At 59.4% G+C, this 17,386-nt stretch carries 15 protein-coding genes and 1 other RNA gene; 4 read left to right on the top strand and 12 right to left on the bottom strand.

Annotated features, from left to right (window positions below; all coding sequences use genetic code 11):
* Positions 1–2 precede the first annotated feature (2 nt).
* The 9 genes from mraY to rsmI all read right to left on the bottom strand — a co-directional run bounded on the left by mraY (position 3) and on the right by rsmI (position 9,051).
* On the bottom strand, positions 3–1,085 hold the full coding sequence (gene mraY, locus ACEN2T_RS08160; protein ID WP_032886319.1) for a phospho-N-acetylmuramoyl-pentapeptide-transferase: 1,083 nt from the start codon (positions 1,083–1,085) through the stop codon (positions 3–5).
* Positions 1,085–2,455, bottom strand: a complete 1,371-nt coding sequence (locus ACEN2T_RS08155) for a UDP-N-acetylmuramoyl-tripeptide--D-alanyl-D-alanine ligase (protein WP_442116545.1) — start codon at positions 2,453–2,455, stop codon at positions 1,085–1,087. Before ACEN2T_RS08155 ends, mraY begins: the two co-directional genes overlap by 1 nt.
* On the bottom strand, positions 2,448–3,911 hold the full coding sequence (murE, locus tag ACEN2T_RS08150) for a UDP-N-acetylmuramoyl-L-alanyl-D-glutamate--2,6-diaminopimelate ligase (RefSeq protein ID WP_032886317.1): 1,464 nt from the start codon (positions 3,909–3,911) through the stop codon (positions 2,448–2,450). The genes ACEN2T_RS08155 and murE overlap by 8 nt, the downstream gene beginning before the upstream one ends.
* The gene (locus tag ACEN2T_RS08145) at positions 3,911–5,653 is read right to left on the bottom strand and encodes a peptidoglycan D,D-transpeptidase FtsI family protein (RefSeq protein WP_163033163.1); all 1,743 of its coding nucleotides are present in this window, start codon (positions 5,651–5,653) and stop codon (positions 3,911–3,913) included. Before ACEN2T_RS08145 ends, murE begins: the two co-directional genes overlap by 1 nt.
* Positions 5,653–5,946 (bottom strand): cell division protein FtsL, encoded by a 294-nt coding sequence (ftsL, locus tag ACEN2T_RS08140; protein ID WP_003216203.1) that lies wholly within the window; start codon positions 5,944–5,946, stop codon positions 5,653–5,655. Before ftsL ends, ACEN2T_RS08145 begins: the two co-directional genes overlap by 1 nt.
* The gene (gene rsmH / locus ACEN2T_RS08135; RefSeq protein WP_032886315.1) at positions 5,943–6,890 is read right to left on the bottom strand and encodes a 16S rRNA (cytosine(1402)-N(4))-methyltransferase RsmH; all 948 of its coding nucleotides are present in this window, start codon (positions 6,888–6,890) and stop codon (positions 5,943–5,945) included. The genes ftsL and rsmH overlap by 4 nt, the downstream gene beginning before the upstream one ends.
* Complete coding sequence (gene mraZ, locus ACEN2T_RS08130; protein WP_003171868.1) at positions 6,887–7,342, bottom strand: division/cell wall cluster transcriptional repressor MraZ; 456 nt, start codon at positions 7,340–7,342, stop codon at positions 6,887–6,889. Before mraZ ends, rsmH begins: the two co-directional genes overlap by 4 nt.
* A 354-nt stretch (positions 7,343–7,696) precedes the next feature.
* An RNA gene (gene rnpB / locus ACEN2T_RS08125) (RNase P RNA component class A) lies at positions 7,697–8,050 on the bottom strand.
* Positions 8,051–8,145: 95 nt separating this feature from the next.
* On the bottom strand, positions 8,146–9,051 hold the full coding sequence (gene rsmI, locus ACEN2T_RS08120; RefSeq protein WP_442116544.1) for a 16S rRNA (cytidine(1402)-2'-O)-methyltransferase: 906 nt from the start codon (positions 9,049–9,051) through the stop codon (positions 8,146–8,148).
* A gap of 187 nt (positions 9,052–9,238) precedes the next feature.
* Here rsmI and ACEN2T_RS08115 point away from each other — a divergent pair, with 187 nt between their 5' ends.
* The 4 genes from ACEN2T_RS08115 to ACEN2T_RS08100 all read left to right on the top strand — a co-directional run bounded on the left by ACEN2T_RS08115 (position 9,239) and on the right by ACEN2T_RS08100 (position 12,685).
* Positions 9,239–11,050 (top strand): penicillin-binding protein activator, encoded by a 1,812-nt coding sequence (locus tag ACEN2T_RS08115; protein ID WP_122755603.1) that lies wholly within the window; start codon positions 9,239–9,241, stop codon positions 11,048–11,050.
* Positions 11,050–11,421, top strand: coding sequence for a YraN family protein (locus ACEN2T_RS08110; protein WP_032886313.1), 372 nt, complete (start codon positions 11,050–11,052; stop codon positions 11,419–11,421). Before ACEN2T_RS08115 ends, ACEN2T_RS08110 begins: the two co-directional genes overlap by 1 nt.
* A 92-nt stretch (positions 11,422–11,513) precedes the next feature.
* Positions 11,514–12,107, top strand: coding sequence for a phosphoheptose isomerase (locus tag ACEN2T_RS08105; protein ID WP_032886312.1), 594 nt, complete (start codon positions 11,514–11,516; stop codon positions 12,105–12,107).
* A complete protein-coding gene (locus tag ACEN2T_RS08100; RefSeq protein WP_032886311.1) occupies positions 12,104–12,685 on the top strand; it encodes a BON domain-containing protein in 582 nt (193 codons plus the stop codon). The genes ACEN2T_RS08105 and ACEN2T_RS08100 overlap by 4 nt, the downstream gene beginning before the upstream one ends.
* A gap of 68 nt (positions 12,686–12,753) precedes the next feature.
* On the opposite strand, the gene ACEN2T_RS08095 is transcribed toward ACEN2T_RS08100, so the two are convergent.
* From ACEN2T_RS08095 to ACEN2T_RS08085, 3 genes are all read right to left on the bottom strand, one after another.
* On the bottom strand, positions 12,754–13,527 hold the full coding sequence (locus ACEN2T_RS08095) for an OmpA family lipoprotein (RefSeq protein WP_032886310.1): 774 nt from the start codon (positions 13,525–13,527) through the stop codon (positions 12,754–12,756).
* Positions 13,528–13,762: 235 nt separating this feature from the next.
* Positions 13,763–14,407 (bottom strand): MBL fold metallo-hydrolase, encoded by a 645-nt coding sequence (locus ACEN2T_RS08090; protein ID WP_122755602.1) that lies wholly within the window; start codon positions 14,405–14,407, stop codon positions 13,763–13,765.
* Between the two features lie 158 nt (positions 14,408–14,565).
* Positions 14,566–17,295 carry a LuxR C-terminal-related transcriptional regulator gene (locus ACEN2T_RS08085; protein WP_442116543.1) on the bottom strand — a complete coding sequence of 910 codons (2,730 nt, stop codon included), beginning with the start codon at positions 17,293–17,295 and terminating at the stop codon, positions 14,566–14,568.
* Positions 17,296–17,386: the final 91 nt, after the last annotated feature.

The following is a 17,386-nucleotide window of genomic DNA, read 5'->3' as shown; positions in this document are numbered from 1 at the left end:
TTCTACCTCAGTTTCAGGGTGGCAAGGCCAACCAGTACGAGAATCACAGTGATGATCCAAAAACGGACGATCACGCGTGGCTCGGGCCAGCCCTTGAGTTCAAAGTGGTGGTGAATCGGCGCCATGCGGAACACGCGGCGCCCGGTCAACTTGAAGGACGCCACCTGGATAACCACCGACAGGGTTTCCATCACGAACACACCGCCCATGATGAACAGCACGATTTCCTGGCGAACAATCACCGCGATGGTGCCCAGGGCTGCACCGAGCGCCAGTGCGCCGACGTCGCCCATGAAGACTTGTGCCGGGTAGGTGTTGAACCACAGGAAGCCCAGGCCGGCACCGATCAGTGCGCCGCAGAACACAATCAGTTCACCCGCGCCCGGTACATAAGGGATCAGCAGGTACTCAGCGAATTTCACGTTACCTGACAGGTAGCAGAAGATGCCAAGCGCGCCGCCCACCATCACCGTCGGCATGATCGCCAGGCCGTCGAGGCCGTCGGTCAGGTTCACCGCGTTGCTGGAGCCGACGATCACGAAGTAGGTCAGCACCACGAAGCCGATACCCAAGGGAATGCTGGCGTCCTTGAGCATCGGGATGATCAGGGTGGTTTCCACTGCGCTTGGCGCCGTGGTGTACAGGAAGATCGCTGCGCCCAGGCCGAACACAGACTGCCAGAAATACTTCCAGCGGCTTGGCAGCCCCTTGGAGTTTTTCTCGATCACTTTGCGGTAGTCATCGACCCAGCCGATGGCGCCGAACAGCAGGGTCACCAGCAGCACCACCCAGACGTAGCGGTTGTGCAGGTCGGCCCACAGCAAGGTGCTGATGCCGATGGACGACAGGATCAACGCGCCGCCCATTGTCGGGGTGCCGGACTTGGACAGGTGCGACTGCGGGCCGTCATTACGAACCGATTGACCAATTTGCAGGTTCTGCAGGGTGCGGATCATCCACGGCCCCAAAAACAGCGACAAAGACAGCGCGGTCAGCACACCCAGGATCCCGCGCAGGGTCAGGTACTGAAAGACCGCGAAGCCTTTGTGGAACTGTTGCAGATACTCAGCCAGCAGCAGCAGCATTAATGTTTCTCCGTACTTGAGCCACACAAGGCCGCGACGACGTTTTCCATCACCGCGCTGCGCGATCCCTTGATCAAAATGGTTGTGTGTTTGTCTTGTTCTGCTGTGCCCAGCGCCTGAATCAACTCGGCCTGGGTTGCGAAATGTCGCGCACCTTGGCCGAAGGCAGCCACGGCATGGGCCATGTTCGTACCAACGGCGTAGAGGGCGTCGACTTTGCCTGCGGCATACGCGCCGACTTCGCGGTGGCCTTGTTCAGCCCAGTCGCCCAATTCGCCGATGTCACCCAGTACCAGCACCTTGCGACCGTCAAAACCGTTTAGCAGGTCTACAGCGGCATTAATGGACGATGGGTTGGCGTTGTAGGTGTCATCAATCACACGCATGCCGTTGGTTGCCAACTGCGCCACGGTACGACCCTTGACCGGTTGCACCGCGCCCAGACCCGTGGCAATACCGAACAGCGAAACGCCCAAGGCATGGGCCGCAGCGGCGGCGGCCAGGGCATTGGCGACGTTATGGTTGCCCAACAAATTCAGTTGCACGTGTTTGTCACCTTGCGGGGTGTGCAAGGTGAAGGACGGGCAGCCACGGGCATCGACGGTGATGTTGGATGCATGGAAATCAGCCGCTGCGTTAAGCACGGCAAATGTCAGGACCTTGCGACCGGCGGCGCGTAAACGCCAGGTCTCGAAGGCCTTGTCGTCCAGATTCAAAACCGCGGTGCCCGATGCATCCAGGCCCTCAAGAATCTCGCCCTTGGCTTCGACGATTTTTTCCGGGCCACCGAACTCGCCAACGTGGGCAGTACCAGCGTTGTTGATAATTGCTACGTGGGGCTTGGTCAGCGCCACGGTGTAGGCGATTTCGCCGATACGCGAAGCCCCCAGTTCGATCACTGCCGCCGTGTGTTCCGGGGCGAGTTCAAGCAGGGTCAGCGGAGCGCCAAAGTCATTATTAAGGTTGCCACGGGTCGCAAGCACCGGGCCGCGCGTACGCAGTACACCAGCAAGCAGTTCCTTGACCGTTGTCTTGCCGCTGGAGCCGGTAACGGCTGCGACAGGCTTATCAAAAGCGGCACGGTTCAGCGCACCCAATTGACCCAGAGCCAAGCGGGTATCCGCGACGAGCAGTTGCGGCAAGGTGGAGTCGGCGACTTCGCGCTGAACCAAGGCACCCACGGCACCTTTGGCGGCCACTTCATTCAGGTAGTCGTGACCGTCAAAGCGCGGTCCGGCCAAGGCGACAAACAGTTGCCCAGGCTTGATCGCGCGACTGTCGATACTCACGCCATCGAAGCAGCAATCGCTCGACAGCATACGAGCGGACAGAGCCTGGCTCAGCTCGCTGAATTTCATCGCTTTAAGCATGGGCAATCTCCCAGGCGGTCAAGGCGTGATCGGCCTCGACCAGATCGGAGAAGGCATGACGCTCGCCATTGATTTCCTGGTAGTCCTCGTGCCCCTTGCCGGCCAGTACTACTACGTCATCAGCGCTGGCACTGGCGATCAACTGGGCGATGGCGGCACCACGACCGGCAACGAAAGTAGCCTTGGACGCGTCTTTAAAGCCTGCGCGGATATCGTCGAAGATCTGGCTCGGGTTTTCGCTGCGCGGGTTGTCATCGGTGACGAGTACGCCGTCGGCCAGTCGCTCGACAATCTCGGCCATCAGCGGACGCTTGCCGCGATCGCGATCACCGCCGCAACCGAACAGGCACAGCAACTTCCCTTTGGCGTGAGGACGCAAGGCTTCGAGGACTTTTTCAAGGGCATCCGGGGTGTGGGCGTAATCAACCACCACCAGCGGCTGGGTGCCGCCACCCAGGCGTTGCATGCGACCAGCCGGACCTTCCAGCTTCGGCAGCACTTTGAGGATTTCGTCCAGGGCGTAATCCAGGCCAAGCAGCGCGCCGATAGCGGCGAGGACGTTGCTGAGGTTGAACCGCCCGAGCAAGGTGCTGCGCAGGTGATGTTCGCCTTGGGGCGTTACCAACGTGGCGCGAACGCCTTCGTCATTAAATTGGGCTTCGCGGCAATACAGGTACGCGCTGGAGTCCAGCAGGCTGTAGCTGATCAAACGCGATTCGCTGTCCTGCGCAGCCAACTGGCGACCGAACTCGTCGTCCAGGTTCACAACCCGGCACTTCAGGTCATTCCAGGCGAACAGCTTGGCCTTGGCGGACGCATACGCCTCCATCGTCCCGTGGTAGTCCAGGTGGTCGCGGGACAGGTTGGTCATCACCGCCACATCAAAGGCCAGGGCGGTTACGCGGCCCTGGTCCAGACCGTGGGACGAGACTTCCATGGCAACCGCCTTGGCACCGGCCTTTTTCAGGTCGGCCAGGGTCGCTTGCACAGCAATAGGATTGGGCGTGGTGTGCAGGCCGCTTTGAAGCGCGCCATAAAAACCGGTGCCAAGGGTGCCAACGATGCCGCAGTGCTGGCCCAGCAGGTCAAGCGCTTGGGCAACCAGTTGGGTCACACTGGTCTTGCCGTTGGTACCGGTCACACCCACCAGATTGAGATGGCGGCTCGGGTCGCCATAGAAGCGCCCGGCGATGTCCGACAATTGCTTGGCCAAGCCTTTGACAGGGATCAGCGGCACGTCGGTGATCGGCAGCACGGTGGCGCCTTCCACTTCATAAGCCACGGCTGCGGCGCCGCGCTGCAAGGCGTCGGCGATATGCGCACGACCATCGACCTTGCCGCCTGGCACCGCCAGGAACAGGTCACCGGCGCGCACGTTACGGCTGTCGAGGGTCAACTCGCGAATCAGCAGATCGCGACCAGCGTGGGCAAAAATCTTATTCAGGCTAAGAGACATCAGCCGCGCCCTCCATTGGCTTTGACTGCAGCAACCGGTGGTCCGGCATTCGCTTGTTGAGTCGGCGGCAAGTTGTCCGGCGTGATGTTCATCAAGCGCAGGGTCCCGGACATCACTTTGCTAAACACTGGCGCCGAGACCAGACCACCGAAGTAACCGGCTTTGCTCGGCTCGTCGATCACTACAACAATGGCGTAACGTGGATCGCTCATCGGGCCAAAGCCGGCGAACAGCGAACGGTAGGAGTTTTCGGCATAGCCCTTGGTACCCACCGACGTTTTACGCGCGGTACCGGACTTGCCTGCCACGTGATACGCCGGCACCTGGGCACGGAATACACCGCGCGGCGCTTCGATCACTTGTTGCAGCATGCCTTGCATAGTCTTGGCGACGTTTTCCGGGATCACCTGGGTGGCTTTCGGCGCTTCGTCGACGTGAATCAGGCTCAGCGGCACCATGCGACCGTTGTTGGCCAGCACGGAGAACGCGTGCGCCAGCTGGATTGCGGTTACCGACAGGCCGTAACCGTAGGAAAGCGTGGCGGTCTCGGCCTTTTTCCAGTCGCGGTAGTTCGGCAGGTTGCCGACACGCTCACCGGGAAAATCCAGACCGGTGGGTTGGCCCAAGCCGATTTTCTGCGCCAGGTGGTAGATGGTTTCACCGCCGATATCGAAGGCGACCTTACTCATGCCCACGTTACTGGAGTTGATCAGGATGCCTGTCAAATCCAACACCGGACCTTCGGTGCGCGATACGTCACGAATAGTGTATTTGCCAAGCTGCAAAGTGCCTGGGTACACCTCGACCTTGTCGCTGGGTTTCCAGCGTCCGGTTTCCAGGGCGGCACTCATGGAGATGGCTTTCATGGTCGAACCCGGCTCGAACACGTCGATCATGGCGCGGTTGCGCATCATCGCCGGCTGCAGGTTGCGACGGTTATTCGGGTTGTAGGTCGGCTGGTTGACCATAGCCAGGATCTCGCCGGTCTTCACGTCCATGATCACGAGGCTGCCGGCCTTGGCGCCGTTCTCGATGATCGCGTTACGCAGCTCGCGGTTGGCCAGGTATTGCAGACGCAGGTCAATCGACAACGCCAAGGGCTTACCGGCCTTGGCGTTTTTGGTGACTTGGACATCCTTGATCAGTCTGCCGCGCCGATCCTTGATGACTTGTCGTTTACCAGGAACACCAGCCAGCCATTCGTCGTAGGCCAACTCCACGCCTTCGCGGCCGTGGTCATCGATGTCGGTAAAGCCGACCATGTGGGCGGTGGTTTCACCGGCCGGATAGAAACGACGGAATTCTTCGATGCCGTAGACACCGGGGACTTTAAGGTCGAGCACTTGCTGGCCCTGCTCGGGGGTGAGGCCACGAACAAGGTAGATGAATTCTTTATTGGCTTGAGCCTCAAGGCGCTCGGCCAAGGCTTTTGGATCCTGGCCCAGTGCGGCAGCCAGTTGTGGCCACCTGTCCTTGGCAACCTGCAACTCCTTGGCGTTGGCCCACAGGGTAGTTACCGGCGTACTGACGGCCAGAGGCTCGCCGTTACGGTCGGTAATCAGGCCGCGGTGCGCAGGAATCGGGATATGACGAAGGCTACGGGCGTCGCCCTGGCCGATCAGGAAGTCACGATCGACGACCTGCAAGTCAATGATCCGCCAGGCAATCGCCCCCACCATCAATGCCAGCAACCCGAGCATCAGTCGGAAGCGCCATGGATAAAGTGCGCCCTCGAGCTTCATCATGGCGCCACCATGCGGACTTCGGCCGCGCCCGGAATGTGCATTTTCAGTTGTTCGGTGGCCAGAACTTCGATACGGCTATGGGCCGTCCAGGTGCTTTGCTCCAGGATCAACCGACCCCATTCCGCCTGCGCTTTGTCGCGCACACTCAATTCCCCGTACAGGGTGTTAAGCAGTTGACGGTTGTAGTGGGCGCTGTAGGACACCGCAATCGCGGACACCAGCACGCCGACAAACAGCAGCAACATAAAGAAGCTGCCGCCCGGCAGGGGCTTGGCAAAAAGCTTGCTCACCGCAGCTTCTCCGCGACGCGCATGACGGCGCTACGGGAGCGTGGGTTGGCCTTGAGTTCGGCCTCGGAAGCAAACTGCGCTTTGCCATGGATTTTGATTTTCGGCACAAAGGCTTCGAAACGCACCGGCAGGTTGCGCGGCAGGTTGTCGGACTCACCCTTGACCAACCGACGCATGAACAATTTGACGATGCGGTCTTCAAGGGAGTGGAAACTGATCACCACTAGACGACCGCCCACTTCCAAAGCGTCCAGCGCGGCTTCAAGACCAGCTTCCAGATCGCCCAGTTCGTTGTTGACGTGAATGCGCAGGCCTTGGAACGCACGGGTCGCAGGATTCTTGCCCTTTTCCCATGCAGGGTTGGCGACTTTGAGTACTTCGGCCAGGTCGGCGGTGCGTTCGAACGGCTGAATTTCCCGGCGCTCCACCACGGCACGTGCCATGCGACCAGCGAAACGCTCTTCACCGTATTCCTTGAATACGCGGGTAATTTCTTCATGGGGAGCGGTGGCGATGAACTGTGCCGCACTGATGCCACGGGTAGGATCCATGCGCATATCGAGAGGGCCATCGTTCATGAAGCTGAAGCCGCGCTCCGGATCATCGAGCTGTGGCGAAGACACGCCTAAGTCGAGCAAAACCCCGGCCACCTTGCCCGCCATACCACGCTCGGCGACTTCAGCACCCAGCTCGGCAAAGCTGCGCTGCACAACGACAAAGCGGCCGTCTTCGGCCGCTAGCGCTTGCCCGGTGGCAATCGCTTGGGGGTCTTTGTCGAACCCGAGGAGCTTGCCGTCGGGACCGAGCTGGCTGAGTATCAACCGGCTGTGCCCGCCCCTGCCAAAGGTGCCATCCAAATAGCAGCCATCCGCGCGTACGGCGAGAGCCTCAACGGCTTCGTCAAGCAGTACGGTGATGTGGTTAAAGCCGCTATCAATAGTCACAGGATCAAATCACGCAGTTCATCAGGCATAGCGCCCGGTTGTTGAATAGCAGCCAGGTCAGCTGCAGAAACAGCATCCCAGGCATCTTCGTCCCACAATTGGAACTTGTTCAGTTGGCCAACCAGCATTGCGCGCTTGTCCAGCTTGGCGTACTCGCGAAGACGCGGGGGCACCAGGAAACGACCACTGCCATCGAGCTCAAGGTCGACGGCATTACCGATCAGCAAACGCTGCAGGCGGCGGTTTTCTTCACGCAATGAAGGCAGGGCGCGCAATTTGGTTTCAATCAACTCCCACTCATCGAGCGGGTAAACACATAAACAAGGATCAACAGCATCGATAGTGATGATTAATTGCCCGGAACTTCGCGAAATCAGCTCGTCACGATACCGGCTCGGCATGGCGAGACGGCCTTTTGCATCGAGACTGATAGCGTTAGCTCCGCGAAACACAGATGCGTTTCTCCAAATTTTAGCGTTTTACGTTCAAAAAACCCACTTTGTGCCACTTTCCGCCACTTGCGCACACTATAGGAATGCGCCCACCACACCGTCAAGGCGCGGATTCAAGGAAAAGCCTTACAGAACGGAGATTTAGGAGCGTAAAAGCAGGAGAAACCAGAGTTCGGCGGTATTTTTGACCCAATAAGGGCAAATAGCTCAAAGAGCTACGACTTAAAGTTAAAGTAATTTATTAAGAGTAAGATTTTTTTGGTATTACGAAGATGCATCTGCCAATGATTTGGCAGGGAAGGATTCTTGCGTTATTACCGGTTTTCTGCCCGAGACTCGGGCAGAAGGAAAAAGGTGGAGAGTCGATCTGTAAGCCGGGTTCTGTCTTGAACAGTCATTCGTCTACGATGGCCATCACTGGACATCTTTAGCAACCTACCCGGTCCCAGCGCGGGCCACGCCTTGGGACCCTATTTGGTCTTGCTCCAAGTGGGGTTTACCTAGCCACGAACTGTTGCCAGTCGTGCGGTGCGCTCTTACCGCACCTTTTCACCCTTACCGGTACCGAAGTACTTAGGCGGTTATTTTCTGTGGCACTTTCCGTAGGCTCACGCCTCCCAGGCATTACCTGGCACTTCGCCCTATGGAGCCCGGACTTTCCTCCCCCCCCTAATTTTCATAGAGGGCAGCGACTGTCCAATCGACTCTCCGCCGCGCAGGTTAACGGCACGGCGGCCTCAGGACAAGTAATAATAGTCACCAAGGCCATCACGTTCAGACGGAATACCGGTTTAACCCCGGAACTATTCAGCTTTCTGTTTATCCAGCGCGACTTGATACAACACATTCTTGCGCAGACCGGTAATTTCTGCAGCCAGGGCCGCGGCGCGCTTGAGAGGCATCTCCTTGAGGAGCAGGTCAAGAATACGCATGGCCTCGCTGCCGACCGCATCTTCGGCCTCCGGCGCCGTCCAGCCCGCCACCAGCACCACACACTCGCCACGCTGTTGATTGCTGTCGCCCTCGACAAATGCACGCAACTCCTCCAGCGGCAGCCCCTTGAGGGTTTCGAATGTTTTAGTCAGTTCTCGCGCCAACAATGCCAGGCGCTCGCCGCCAAACACCAATTCCATATCTTGCAGACATTCAAGGATGCGGTGCGGCGCTTCGTAGAAGATCAAAGTACGCGACTCTTCCTTTACCGCTTCAAGACGCGCACGACGCCCCACTGCTTTGGCCGGCAGGAAACCTTCGAAAATAAACCGATCTGAAGGCAGCCCCGCGGCCGACAATGCAGCAATCAGCGCGCACGCACCCGGAACAGGCACTACATTGATACCAGCGGCCCGCGCCTGGCGAACCAAGTGGTAACCCGGATCAGAAATCAGCGGCGTTCCCGCGTCGGAGATCAGCGCCACATCGTCACCGGCCAGCAGGCGCACTATAAAGCGGCTGCCTTCTTCGCGCTCGTTGTGCTCGTGACAGGCGGCTAATGGCGTACTGATACCAAAATGTTGCATCAACCGCTGGGAGTGCCGAGTGTCTTCCGCCGCGATCAATTTAACCTCGCGCAACACTTTCAGCGCCCGGGCACTGATGTCGTCCAGGTTGCCAATGGGCGTCGCCACGACAAAAAGCGAGCCTGCAGTGGAATTCAAAGGACCTGGAGCAGTCAAAACGCACACCTCGATGGTTGGCAAAAGCCGCATTGTAGCGCGTAGATGCTTTGAAAATATGCCATCACGGTCGATGCCGTTTCCGCCGCCGATTGCCTACAACAGCCCAATACCAACATTTGCATGACCTAAATCGACGGTTTCACACCAGTAACATCGCGCCTGGGCCAGTGCTTGGGTACAATTCCACGCTAATTTGATCGGTATCAGGAACACTTACATGATCGCTTGCCTGCGGCTGCTCTCTGCCCTCTGCCTCGCTGCCTTACTGGCGGCTTGCGCCAGCTCGCCCTCGTCCAGCCTTGGCGAACTTCCACGGACCCCGGATGCCAGTATCGAGCAACTGCTCGAACAGGCAACCACCGCCAAGACGCCAGAAAAGGCCGCATTGCTGCGCCTGAGTGCGGCAGACATGGCCTACAAACAAAACGACCCTGGCCGCTCGTCGCAAATTCTTGCCCAAGTGCCCCTTGATGCCCTCAAGCCGGCAGCACAAGTGTTCGCCAGCACCCTGGCCGCCGAGCTGGCCATGGCACGCAACCAGCCGAAGGCTGCGCTGACTGCCTTGAACCACGCTAGCCTGAAAAGTCTGAAGGACCTGCCGACTGAACAGCAGATTCGCACAGGTACCGTGCATGCTCGTGCTTATGAGGCTGATGGCCAGACCCTCAACGCCGCCCGCGAGCGTGTCGCCATGGCGCCGCTGCTCACTGGCGATGCAGCCCAAAGCAATCACGAAGCCATCTGGACTTTGATTGCCGCACTACCTGCCGAACAGCTGCAAGCCAGTGGCAACCCGACCCTGGACGGCTGGATCACCTTGGCCCAGGCGGTCAAGGGTGCCGGCACGCTGGAGCAACAACAAGCCGCTATCGACACCTGGCGCGCGCAGAACCCCGGCCACCCGGCTGCCGTGCAGTTGCCAACACCGCTGACCAAGCTCAAGGAACTCGCAAGCCAGCCCTTGAGCAAGATTGCCCTGCTACTGCCCCAAGAGGGCCCCCTGGCTTCCGTGGGCAAGGCACTGCGCGAAGGCTTCATGGCCGCTCACTACCAGGCAGAACAAGCCGGGCAGAAGCCCCCGGTGATCGAGTTCTATGACAGCTCGCGCCTGACTTCCATCGACGACTTCTACGCCAAGGCCCAGGCTGCCGGCGTGCAATTAGTCGTCGGCCCACTGGAGAAGCCGCTGGTCAAGCAGCTCAGTGCGCGCCCGCAACTGCCGATCACCACCCTGGCACTGAACTACAGCGAAACCGATCAAGGTCCAGCGCAATTGTTCCAGTTCGGCCTGGCCGCTGAAGACGAAGCTCGCGAAGTCTCGCGCCGCGCCCGTGCCGACGGCCTGCATCGCGCTGCCGCGATGGTGCCCCGTGGCGAATGGGGTGAGCGCGTCTACAAAGCGTTCCGCCAGGATTGGGAAGCCAACGGCGGCACCGTCATGGGGGTCGAGTACGTCGACCAGCCTGTCGCCCTGGCCCAGCAGATTGCCGATCTGTTCCAACTGCGTAAAAGCGAAGGCCGCGCCAAGAGCCTGCAAAGCACCGTTGGCACTGACGTAGCGGCACAACCGTCGCGTCGCCAGGACATCGAATTCATCTTCCTGGCCGTCACTCCGCAACTGGCCCAGCAGATCAAGCCGACCCTGAACTTCCAGTACGCCGGTGATGTACCGGTCTACGCAACGTCCCACGTTTTCAGCGCCAGCGGTGACCGCAACCAGTACCTGGACATGACCAATGTGATGTTCTGCGAAACGCCTTGGCTGCTCAACACCACTGACCCGCTGCGCAACCAGGTTGCGGCGCAATGGCCACAAGCCAACGGCAGCCTGGGCCGCCTGTATGCAATGGGTGTCGACGCCTACCGCCTCGCGCCACGCCTTGGCCAGCTCAAGGCCCTGCCGGACACACGGGTTGACGGCCTTTCGGGCAACCTGGGTATAAGCGCCAACCAGCGCGTTGATCGCCAGATGCCATGGGCGAAGTTCGTCGGTGGCGAGATCCAACGCCTGCCGGACACCCCGCGCTGATGCCCGAGAGGTCCAGTGCGCAAAGCGGCAAGGATGCCGAACTTCAAGCTCTGCAACACTTGCAAAAACAAGGCCTGCGCCTGCTGGCGCAGAACTGGTTGTGTAAACGCGGCGAGCTTGATCTGGTCATGCTTGACGGCGATACAGTAGTATTCGTCGAAGTCCGCTACAGAAAACACGCACAGTGGGGTGGCGCGCTCGCCAGTATCGACGGGCGCAAGCGTCAGAAGCTGATACTCGCCGCGCAGTTTTTCCTGCAAAAAGAGCATCGCTGGGCCAACTCCCCCTGCCGTTTCGACGTGGTTGCCATAGAAAGCACACCGTCAGGCAAGGCTGATCTGAACTGGCTCAAAGATGCCTTCGACAGCTGATTCGCCGGACATCTTCACCACACACTTTTGCTCTTTGCTTTGCGGGCTGCACATTCCTGTGCCAAATAGCCGCGCTAATTAAGGTCACACAGATGGACATGCAATCCCGAATTCGCCAGCTTTTCCAGGCCAGCATCGACACCAAGCAACAGGCGATGGACGTACTTGCACCGCACATCGAGCAAGCCAGTCAGGTCATGGTGAATGCCTTGCTTACCGAACGCAAAATGCTTTCGTGCGGCAACGGCGGTTCGGCCGGCGATGCCCAGCACTTCTCGTCCGAATTGCTCAACCGCTTCGAGCGGGAGCGTCCGAGCCTGCCGGCTATCGCCTTGACCACCGATTCGTCGACGATCACCTCGATAGCCAATGACTACAGCTACAACGAAATCTTCTCCAAGCAGATCCGCGCCTTGGGCCAACCAGGCGATGTACTGCTGGCGATTTCCACCAGCGGCAACTCGGCGAATATTATTCAAGCGATCCAGGCCGCACATGATCGCGAAATGATTGTCGTAGCATTGACCGGACGCGACGGCGGCGGCATGGCCTCGCTGTTGCTGCCCGAAGATGTTGAAATTCGCGTCCCGGCCAATGTCACCGCACGTATTCAGGAAGTCCACCTGCTGGCGATCCACTGCCTGTGCGATCTGATCGACAGCCAACTGTTTGGGAGTGAAGAATGACCGTTAACCGCCTCGGCCTCTTGGCCATTACGCTGTGCCTCGGCATCAGCGGCTGCAGCACGGCGATCACCGCGACACGTGACACCCCTATTCAGGATGACAAGGGCACTCGCACCTTCGGCAGCAAGATTGACGACTCGTTGATCGAAACAAAGGTCGAAGTAAACGTCGCCAAAGCCGCAACGGACTTGGGCAACGGTGCGTCGCGTATCGTCGTAACCAGCTTCAACGGCGTGGTGCTGCTCGCAGGCCAAACGCCGCGCGCCGACCTCAAGGCCCAGGCCGAACAGGCCGCTGCGTCGGTTCAGCGGGTCAAGAAGGTCCACAACGAATTGCAGGTAATGGATCCGATCACCCTGCTTGCCATCAGTAATGACGCGCTGCTGACCACCAAGATCAAAGCGCAGATGCTCACCGACAATGCGATCCCCGGCTCGCGCATCAAGGTCGTGACGGACAACGGCATCGTTTACCTGATGGGCCTGCTGACCCAGGCAGAAGCCACCCGTGCGTCCAACCTGGTACAGGGCGTATCCGGCGTGCAGAAAATCGTGAAGGTGTTCGAATACATCGACTGATGTAATCGACAGCCACAAAAAAGGGCGCCGTGCATTGACTGCACGGCGCCCTTTTTATTAGCCGTTGTTTACTGGTACTGCGAGTACGGGTTGCCTTGGAACTGGTTGTTCTGCTGTGGCGCCTGTTGCTGGGTGCCCGGCTGGCCGTACTGCTGGCCAGGGATTGGGCCCAGGTTAACTTCCACGCGACGGTTCTGAGCGCGACCGTTGACGTCGGCGTTGCTGGCAATCGGGTTATCCGGACCGGCACCACGGGCACTCAGGTTTGCACCGTTGACGCCTTGGGAGGTCAAGTAGTTGGCCACGCTCTGCGCACGACGCTGGGACAGGTCCATGTTCAGTTGGCGGCTACCGGTACTGTCGGTGTAGCCAACAATCTGGATGGTGTTTTGGTTGAACTGTTTGAGGGAGTTGGCCAGGTTGTTCAGCGGCTGATAGAAGCTGCTGGAGATCGCATCCGAGTTGGTCGCGAAGGTGATGTTGCCCGGCATGATCAGCTTGATCTGGTCACCCTGGCGCTGAACTTCAACTCCAGTGTTGGCCATGCTCTCGCGCAGTTTCTTTTCCTGTTGGTCGGCGTAGTAGCCATAACCCGCGGCACCAGCACCCGCCACCACCGCACCGATCAGCGCACCCTTGCCACGGTTGTTATGGTCAATGGCAGCACCGGCCAACGCACCGGCAAGAGCACCGAGACCACCGTACTTGGCGGTTTTGCTCATACCGCTGGATTCATTATTCGCCTGTCCCTGGCTGCTGCCGTCATAAGGATTAGGTGAAGCGCAGCCGGACAAAAGGGCTACGGCGGTGGCGACTACAAGCAGACGACGCGGAGTGAACATGAAGAGAGCTCCTACTTTTTGCATTCTGTGGTGCAGAGGACATTGGCAATGGACCTTTGCCGAGTTTGGAACACGACAAATGGCAAAAATTCCGTGAACACTCGCGCAGCTGTAACGAAACGTTAGCCCGCATTACCGCTGTAGAAAACGTAGCAGACCCAGCCTGAACGCGACCTGCGTTTTTACTACAACAGATTACCCCTCATGAAACATGCATCAGCCCGCTTTCACCTCCTCAAGCCCGCACAAATGGATTCTCGCGCATCTCATCGCCCAGTCGCGTGTCCGGTCCGTGGCCGGTGACCACCGTGGCACTCTCGTCCAGCGTATAAAGCCGCTGTTTGATCGAGCGCACAATCGTGGCCTGGTCCCCACCCCACAAATCTGTACGCCCCACGCCACGACGGAAAAGAGTATCGCCGGCGATCAGCAGCTTGGCGTCGGCAAACCAGAAACTCATCGAGCCCGGCGTGTGACCCGGAGTATGCAAGGCAACGCCACAGCCGCAGGCTAACTCTTCATCATCTTCCAGCCAACGGTCTGGCGACGGCACGGGGGTATAAGGCACGCGAAACATCTGGCACTGCATTTCCAGGTTGTCCCACAGAAACTGGTCTTCCTTATGCAGGTGCAAGGTGGCGCCAGTTTTCTCTTTCAACTGACCCGATGCCAGGAAGTGATCGAGGTGGGCGTGGGTATGGATGATGCTCACCACCTTCAGGCCCAGCGCGTCCAGGCGGGCCAAGATCAATTCATGGTTGCCGCCCGGGTCGACCACAATGGCTTTTTTGGTAATGGGATCGCCGATGATGGTGCAGTTGCACTGCAGGGGACCGACAGGGAAGGTTTCGCGTATGAGGGAAGGCTGTGCGGTTTCCATGAACGGGCCTCTAGTGCAAATTAACTGGGGGGGTTGGGCAGTATCGCCAGGATAATTGCACTATTAAAACAGACTGGGACCGCTTCGCGGCCCAACGCAAGCAAGCTCGCCACAAGAAGCTTACTCACACAAAAACTCTCACCGCAAATGGTCAAGCGCTAACCAATCAACCTCAACTCCTGTGCCCGCGCCACCGCCTGGGTGCGTCGCTCCACGCCGAGCTTGCTGTTGATATGGCTGGCGTGAGTCTTGACAGTGTGCAGGGAGATAAACAGTCGGTTGCTGATCTCCTGATTGGAGCAGCCCTGGGCGATGAGTTGCAGCACTGCCAGTTCCCGGGCGCTCAGACTTTCATGATTAGGTGACGCGTGCACTGCAGCAACGGTAGGCAGAAGTGCCAGAAGGCTCTGATTCAGCAAGCCATGGGGATCCTTGCCGAGTTGCTCGCGCATCCAGTCCGGGTGGTTTTCCAGCAGCCTCTGGAAAGGTTGCAACGCCCCTCCGGCGCCAGCCTCAAGCGCTCGGGACAGTACCGGCCGCGCCTTGGCTTCCTGACCGCATTCCAGCAGCAACTGCGTCTGCTGGGCGAATGCCATCAGTGCAATCATCTGCCGCCCACAGCTATGAGCGTGTTGCGCCAGTTCGTCGAGCCGTTGCAAAGCAGCGTCGGGTTGATGACGAATGGCATCAAGCGCGGCTTGTTGCAGCCCGATATGTTGCGGCAAATGCGGATGGAATTCCGGCGCAGCGGCAGCATGCTCGCCGTTGTAAGTCTGCCCCAGCCGCGTCAACCAGGCATCGGCCAGGTCGGTGCGGCCTTGGGCCAGCCACAGCTCGCATTTGATCAGGGTGATCATCGCCAGATAGTAGATCGGCGGCACGTCCCAGATATGCATCAAGCGTTCGGCTTCGGCGAGTTCGGCGAAGGCTTTGGAAAAGTCATTGCGCCGCCCTTCGAAGCTGGCGATCACGCAATGGCCGATCAGTACGCTGATGTCGCGACAGGCGCGCGCCTCGGCCAGCCCCGCCCGCAGGTGAGCGATACCGGCGTCAGGTTGATTACGCATTAACAGCAAATAGCCTTCGTACAACGACAGTCGCGCACGCACCGCATACAGCCTCTGCGGCGCCAGACCGTGCAAACGTTGCAGGCCCTGACGCACTTCATCAAGGGCACGCAGGATCTCACCGCGGGCCTGCAATACCCGCGCGCGGTCGTAATGGGCCAGGGCTTCGAACAAAGGGTTGCCGACGCGCTGCGCCAGTTCCAGGGATTCACGGTTCAGGCCACGGGCGCGCCACAAATCGCCATCGGCGATGGCCAAGTTGGACAGCGTCGACAGACACACCAGGCGCTGGCCGTAACGCCGTTGCGGCAGGCTTTCCAACGCCTCACTGCAATAGCGCTGAGTCAATTCACGATCACCTCGGCCCCGAGCGATAATCCCGCTCAGCGCCAGCCATTGGGCCAGCATTGAGCGCTGTGCAGTGGCCGAGGGCGCCGGCAGGAAGCGACTGAGGTACGCGGACAATTCCTCCGCCGCATCCAACTGGCAGGCCAACCCCAAGGCCCAGCTGTACAACACGATCAAGCGCGGTGTGCTGATCAGCAGGCTGTCGGGCAAGTCCATTTTCCAGCGCAGCAACATGCCGACATTCTGCTCGGCCAGCAGTTGCTCTTCGGACAGGTTCTGCACCAGGTTGGCCGCCACGTCGAGGTGCCCGGCGCGTAAAGCCTGCTCCACCGCCTCATCGATCAAACCCTGGGCGTTGAACCAACGACACGCGCGCAGGTGCAGGCTGGCGGCTGGCAATACATTGCTGCTCGCACGGCGGGTACGCAGCAGGTCGGAGAATAAATGATGATAACGGTACCAGTGGCCCTGCTCGTCCAAGGGCACCAGGAACACTTGGTGCGCTTGCAGATAACGCAGGATTTCGGCGCTGTCATGAGCTTCGCGCACGGCGTCACACAGTTCGCTGCAGAAACGGTCCTGGGGCGCAGTATCGAACAGGAACGCCTGCACTTCGGGTGGCAAGCAATCGATCACCTCCTCCAGCAGGTAGTCGCGGATCAACCCTTCTCCACCGTGCAGGCTTTGCGGCAATGCGTCTTCGTTGCCGGCTTCGGAAGCCGCCAGCAGCCAGAAACGCAAACCGGCTACCCAGCCTTCGCTGCGGCGGATCAGGTTGTCGAGGGCCTCACCACTCAGGGAACTGCTGTGGCGATCAAATAGCGCCTGGGATTCGGCATGGGTCAGGCGCAGGTCTTGCTCGTGCAACTCCAGCAAGTGCCGTGACAAGCGCAAGCGTGCCAGATGCCAGTCAGGGCGCTGGCGACTGGTGACCAATACCAGCAGGCCATCCGGCAAATGGTTGAGGAAAAACTGAAGACAACGGTCCAGCACCGGACCCTGGGCCAGATGATAGTCATCCAGCACCAGTAACAATGGCGCGCGCGTGGACAGGTGAACCGCGAGCTCATCAAGCAGGCCATCGAGCCATTCTTCAAAGGCAAAGGGCTGGTGACGCTGACGCATTTTCAGCAAGCCCAGGGATTGAGCGCCGAGTGCGGGGAAATAGTGTTGCAACCCCTCGAGCAGACGCTCAAGGAAGCGCCCCGGGTCGTTGTCCCGAGGGCTCAGCCCAAGCCACAGACTTTGCCAGTGGGCCGGCAGGCTCTGGCAGAACTCCACCGCCAACGAACTCTTACCGAACCCCGCCGGGGCGCTGACCAGCAGCAACCGTCCTTCGAGGCCAGCGCTCAGCCGTTCACACAGGCGGGGGCGCAGCACATAGCCGTCAGGCAGCGGAGGCCTGTAGAAGCGACCTTCCAGAGTCGGGATTACCGCACTGGCAGGCCCTTGGATTCGGGACAGATCAGTCATCGCCGGGCTCTTGTAGAAGGCTGTTGTCGGCATTGCAGATGTCCGCAGACTAGCGGTAAAAGCAGCAGCTTTGTAGATCTTTGCAACATTT

Origin of the sequence: Pseudomonas sp. W22_MBD1_FP4, from assembly GCF_052113765.1 — a bacterium.
GTDB lineage: Bacteria > Pseudomonadota > Gammaproteobacteria > Pseudomonadales > Pseudomonadaceae > Aquipseudomonas > Aquipseudomonas sivasensis.
The sequence above is the reverse complement of the archived record's forward strand: the minus strand, read 5'-3'. Positions and strand labels throughout refer to the sequence as shown.

What these genes read in the sequence shown, in the direction of transcription:
- ACEN2T_RS08085 (WP_442116543.1), bottom strand. Translation starts at nt 17,295, where the DNA reads ATGACTGATCTGTCCCGAATCCAAGGGCCTGCCAGTGCGGTAATCCCG.
- rsmI (WP_442116544.1), bottom strand. Translation starts at nt 9,051, where the DNA reads ATGCGGCTTTTGCCAACCATCGAGGTGTGCGTTTTGACTGCTCCAGGT.
- ACEN2T_RS08145 (WP_163033163.1), bottom strand. Translation starts at nt 5,653, where the DNA reads ATGAAGCTCGAGGGCGCACTTTATCCATGGCGCTTCCGACTGATGCTC.
- ACEN2T_RS08115 (WP_122755603.1), top strand. Translation starts at nt 9,239, where the DNA reads ATGATCGCTTGCCTGCGGCTGCTCTCTGCCCTCTGCCTCGCTGCCTTA.
- murE (WP_032886317.1), bottom strand. Translation starts at nt 3,911, where the DNA reads ATGTCTCTTAGCCTGAATAAGATTTTTGCCCACGCTGGTCGCGATCTG.
- ACEN2T_RS08110 (WP_032886313.1), top strand. Translation starts at nt 11,050, where the DNA reads ATGCCCGAGAGGTCCAGTGCGCAAAGCGGCAAGGATGCCGAACTTCAA.
- ACEN2T_RS08100 (WP_032886311.1), top strand. Translation starts at nt 12,104, where the DNA reads ATGACCGTTAACCGCCTCGGCCTCTTGGCCATTACGCTGTGCCTCGGC.
- ACEN2T_RS08155 (WP_442116545.1), bottom strand. Translation starts at nt 2,455, where the DNA reads ATGCTTAAAGCGATGAAATTCAGCGAGCTGAGCCAGGCTCTGTCCGCT.
- mraY (WP_032886319.1), bottom strand. Translation starts at nt 1,085, where the DNA reads ATGCTGCTGCTGCTGGCTGAGTATCTGCAACAGTTCCACAAAGGCTTC.
- ACEN2T_RS08090 (WP_122755602.1), bottom strand. Translation starts at nt 14,407, where the DNA reads ATGGAAACCGCACAGCCTTCCCTCATACGCGAAACCTTCCCTGTCGGT.
- ACEN2T_RS08105 (WP_032886312.1), top strand. Translation starts at nt 11,514, where the DNA reads ATGGACATGCAATCCCGAATTCGCCAGCTTTTCCAGGCCAGCATCGAC.
- ACEN2T_RS08095 (WP_032886310.1), bottom strand. Translation starts at nt 13,527, where the DNA reads ATGTTCACTCCGCGTCGTCTGCTTGTAGTCGCCACCGCCGTAGCCCTT.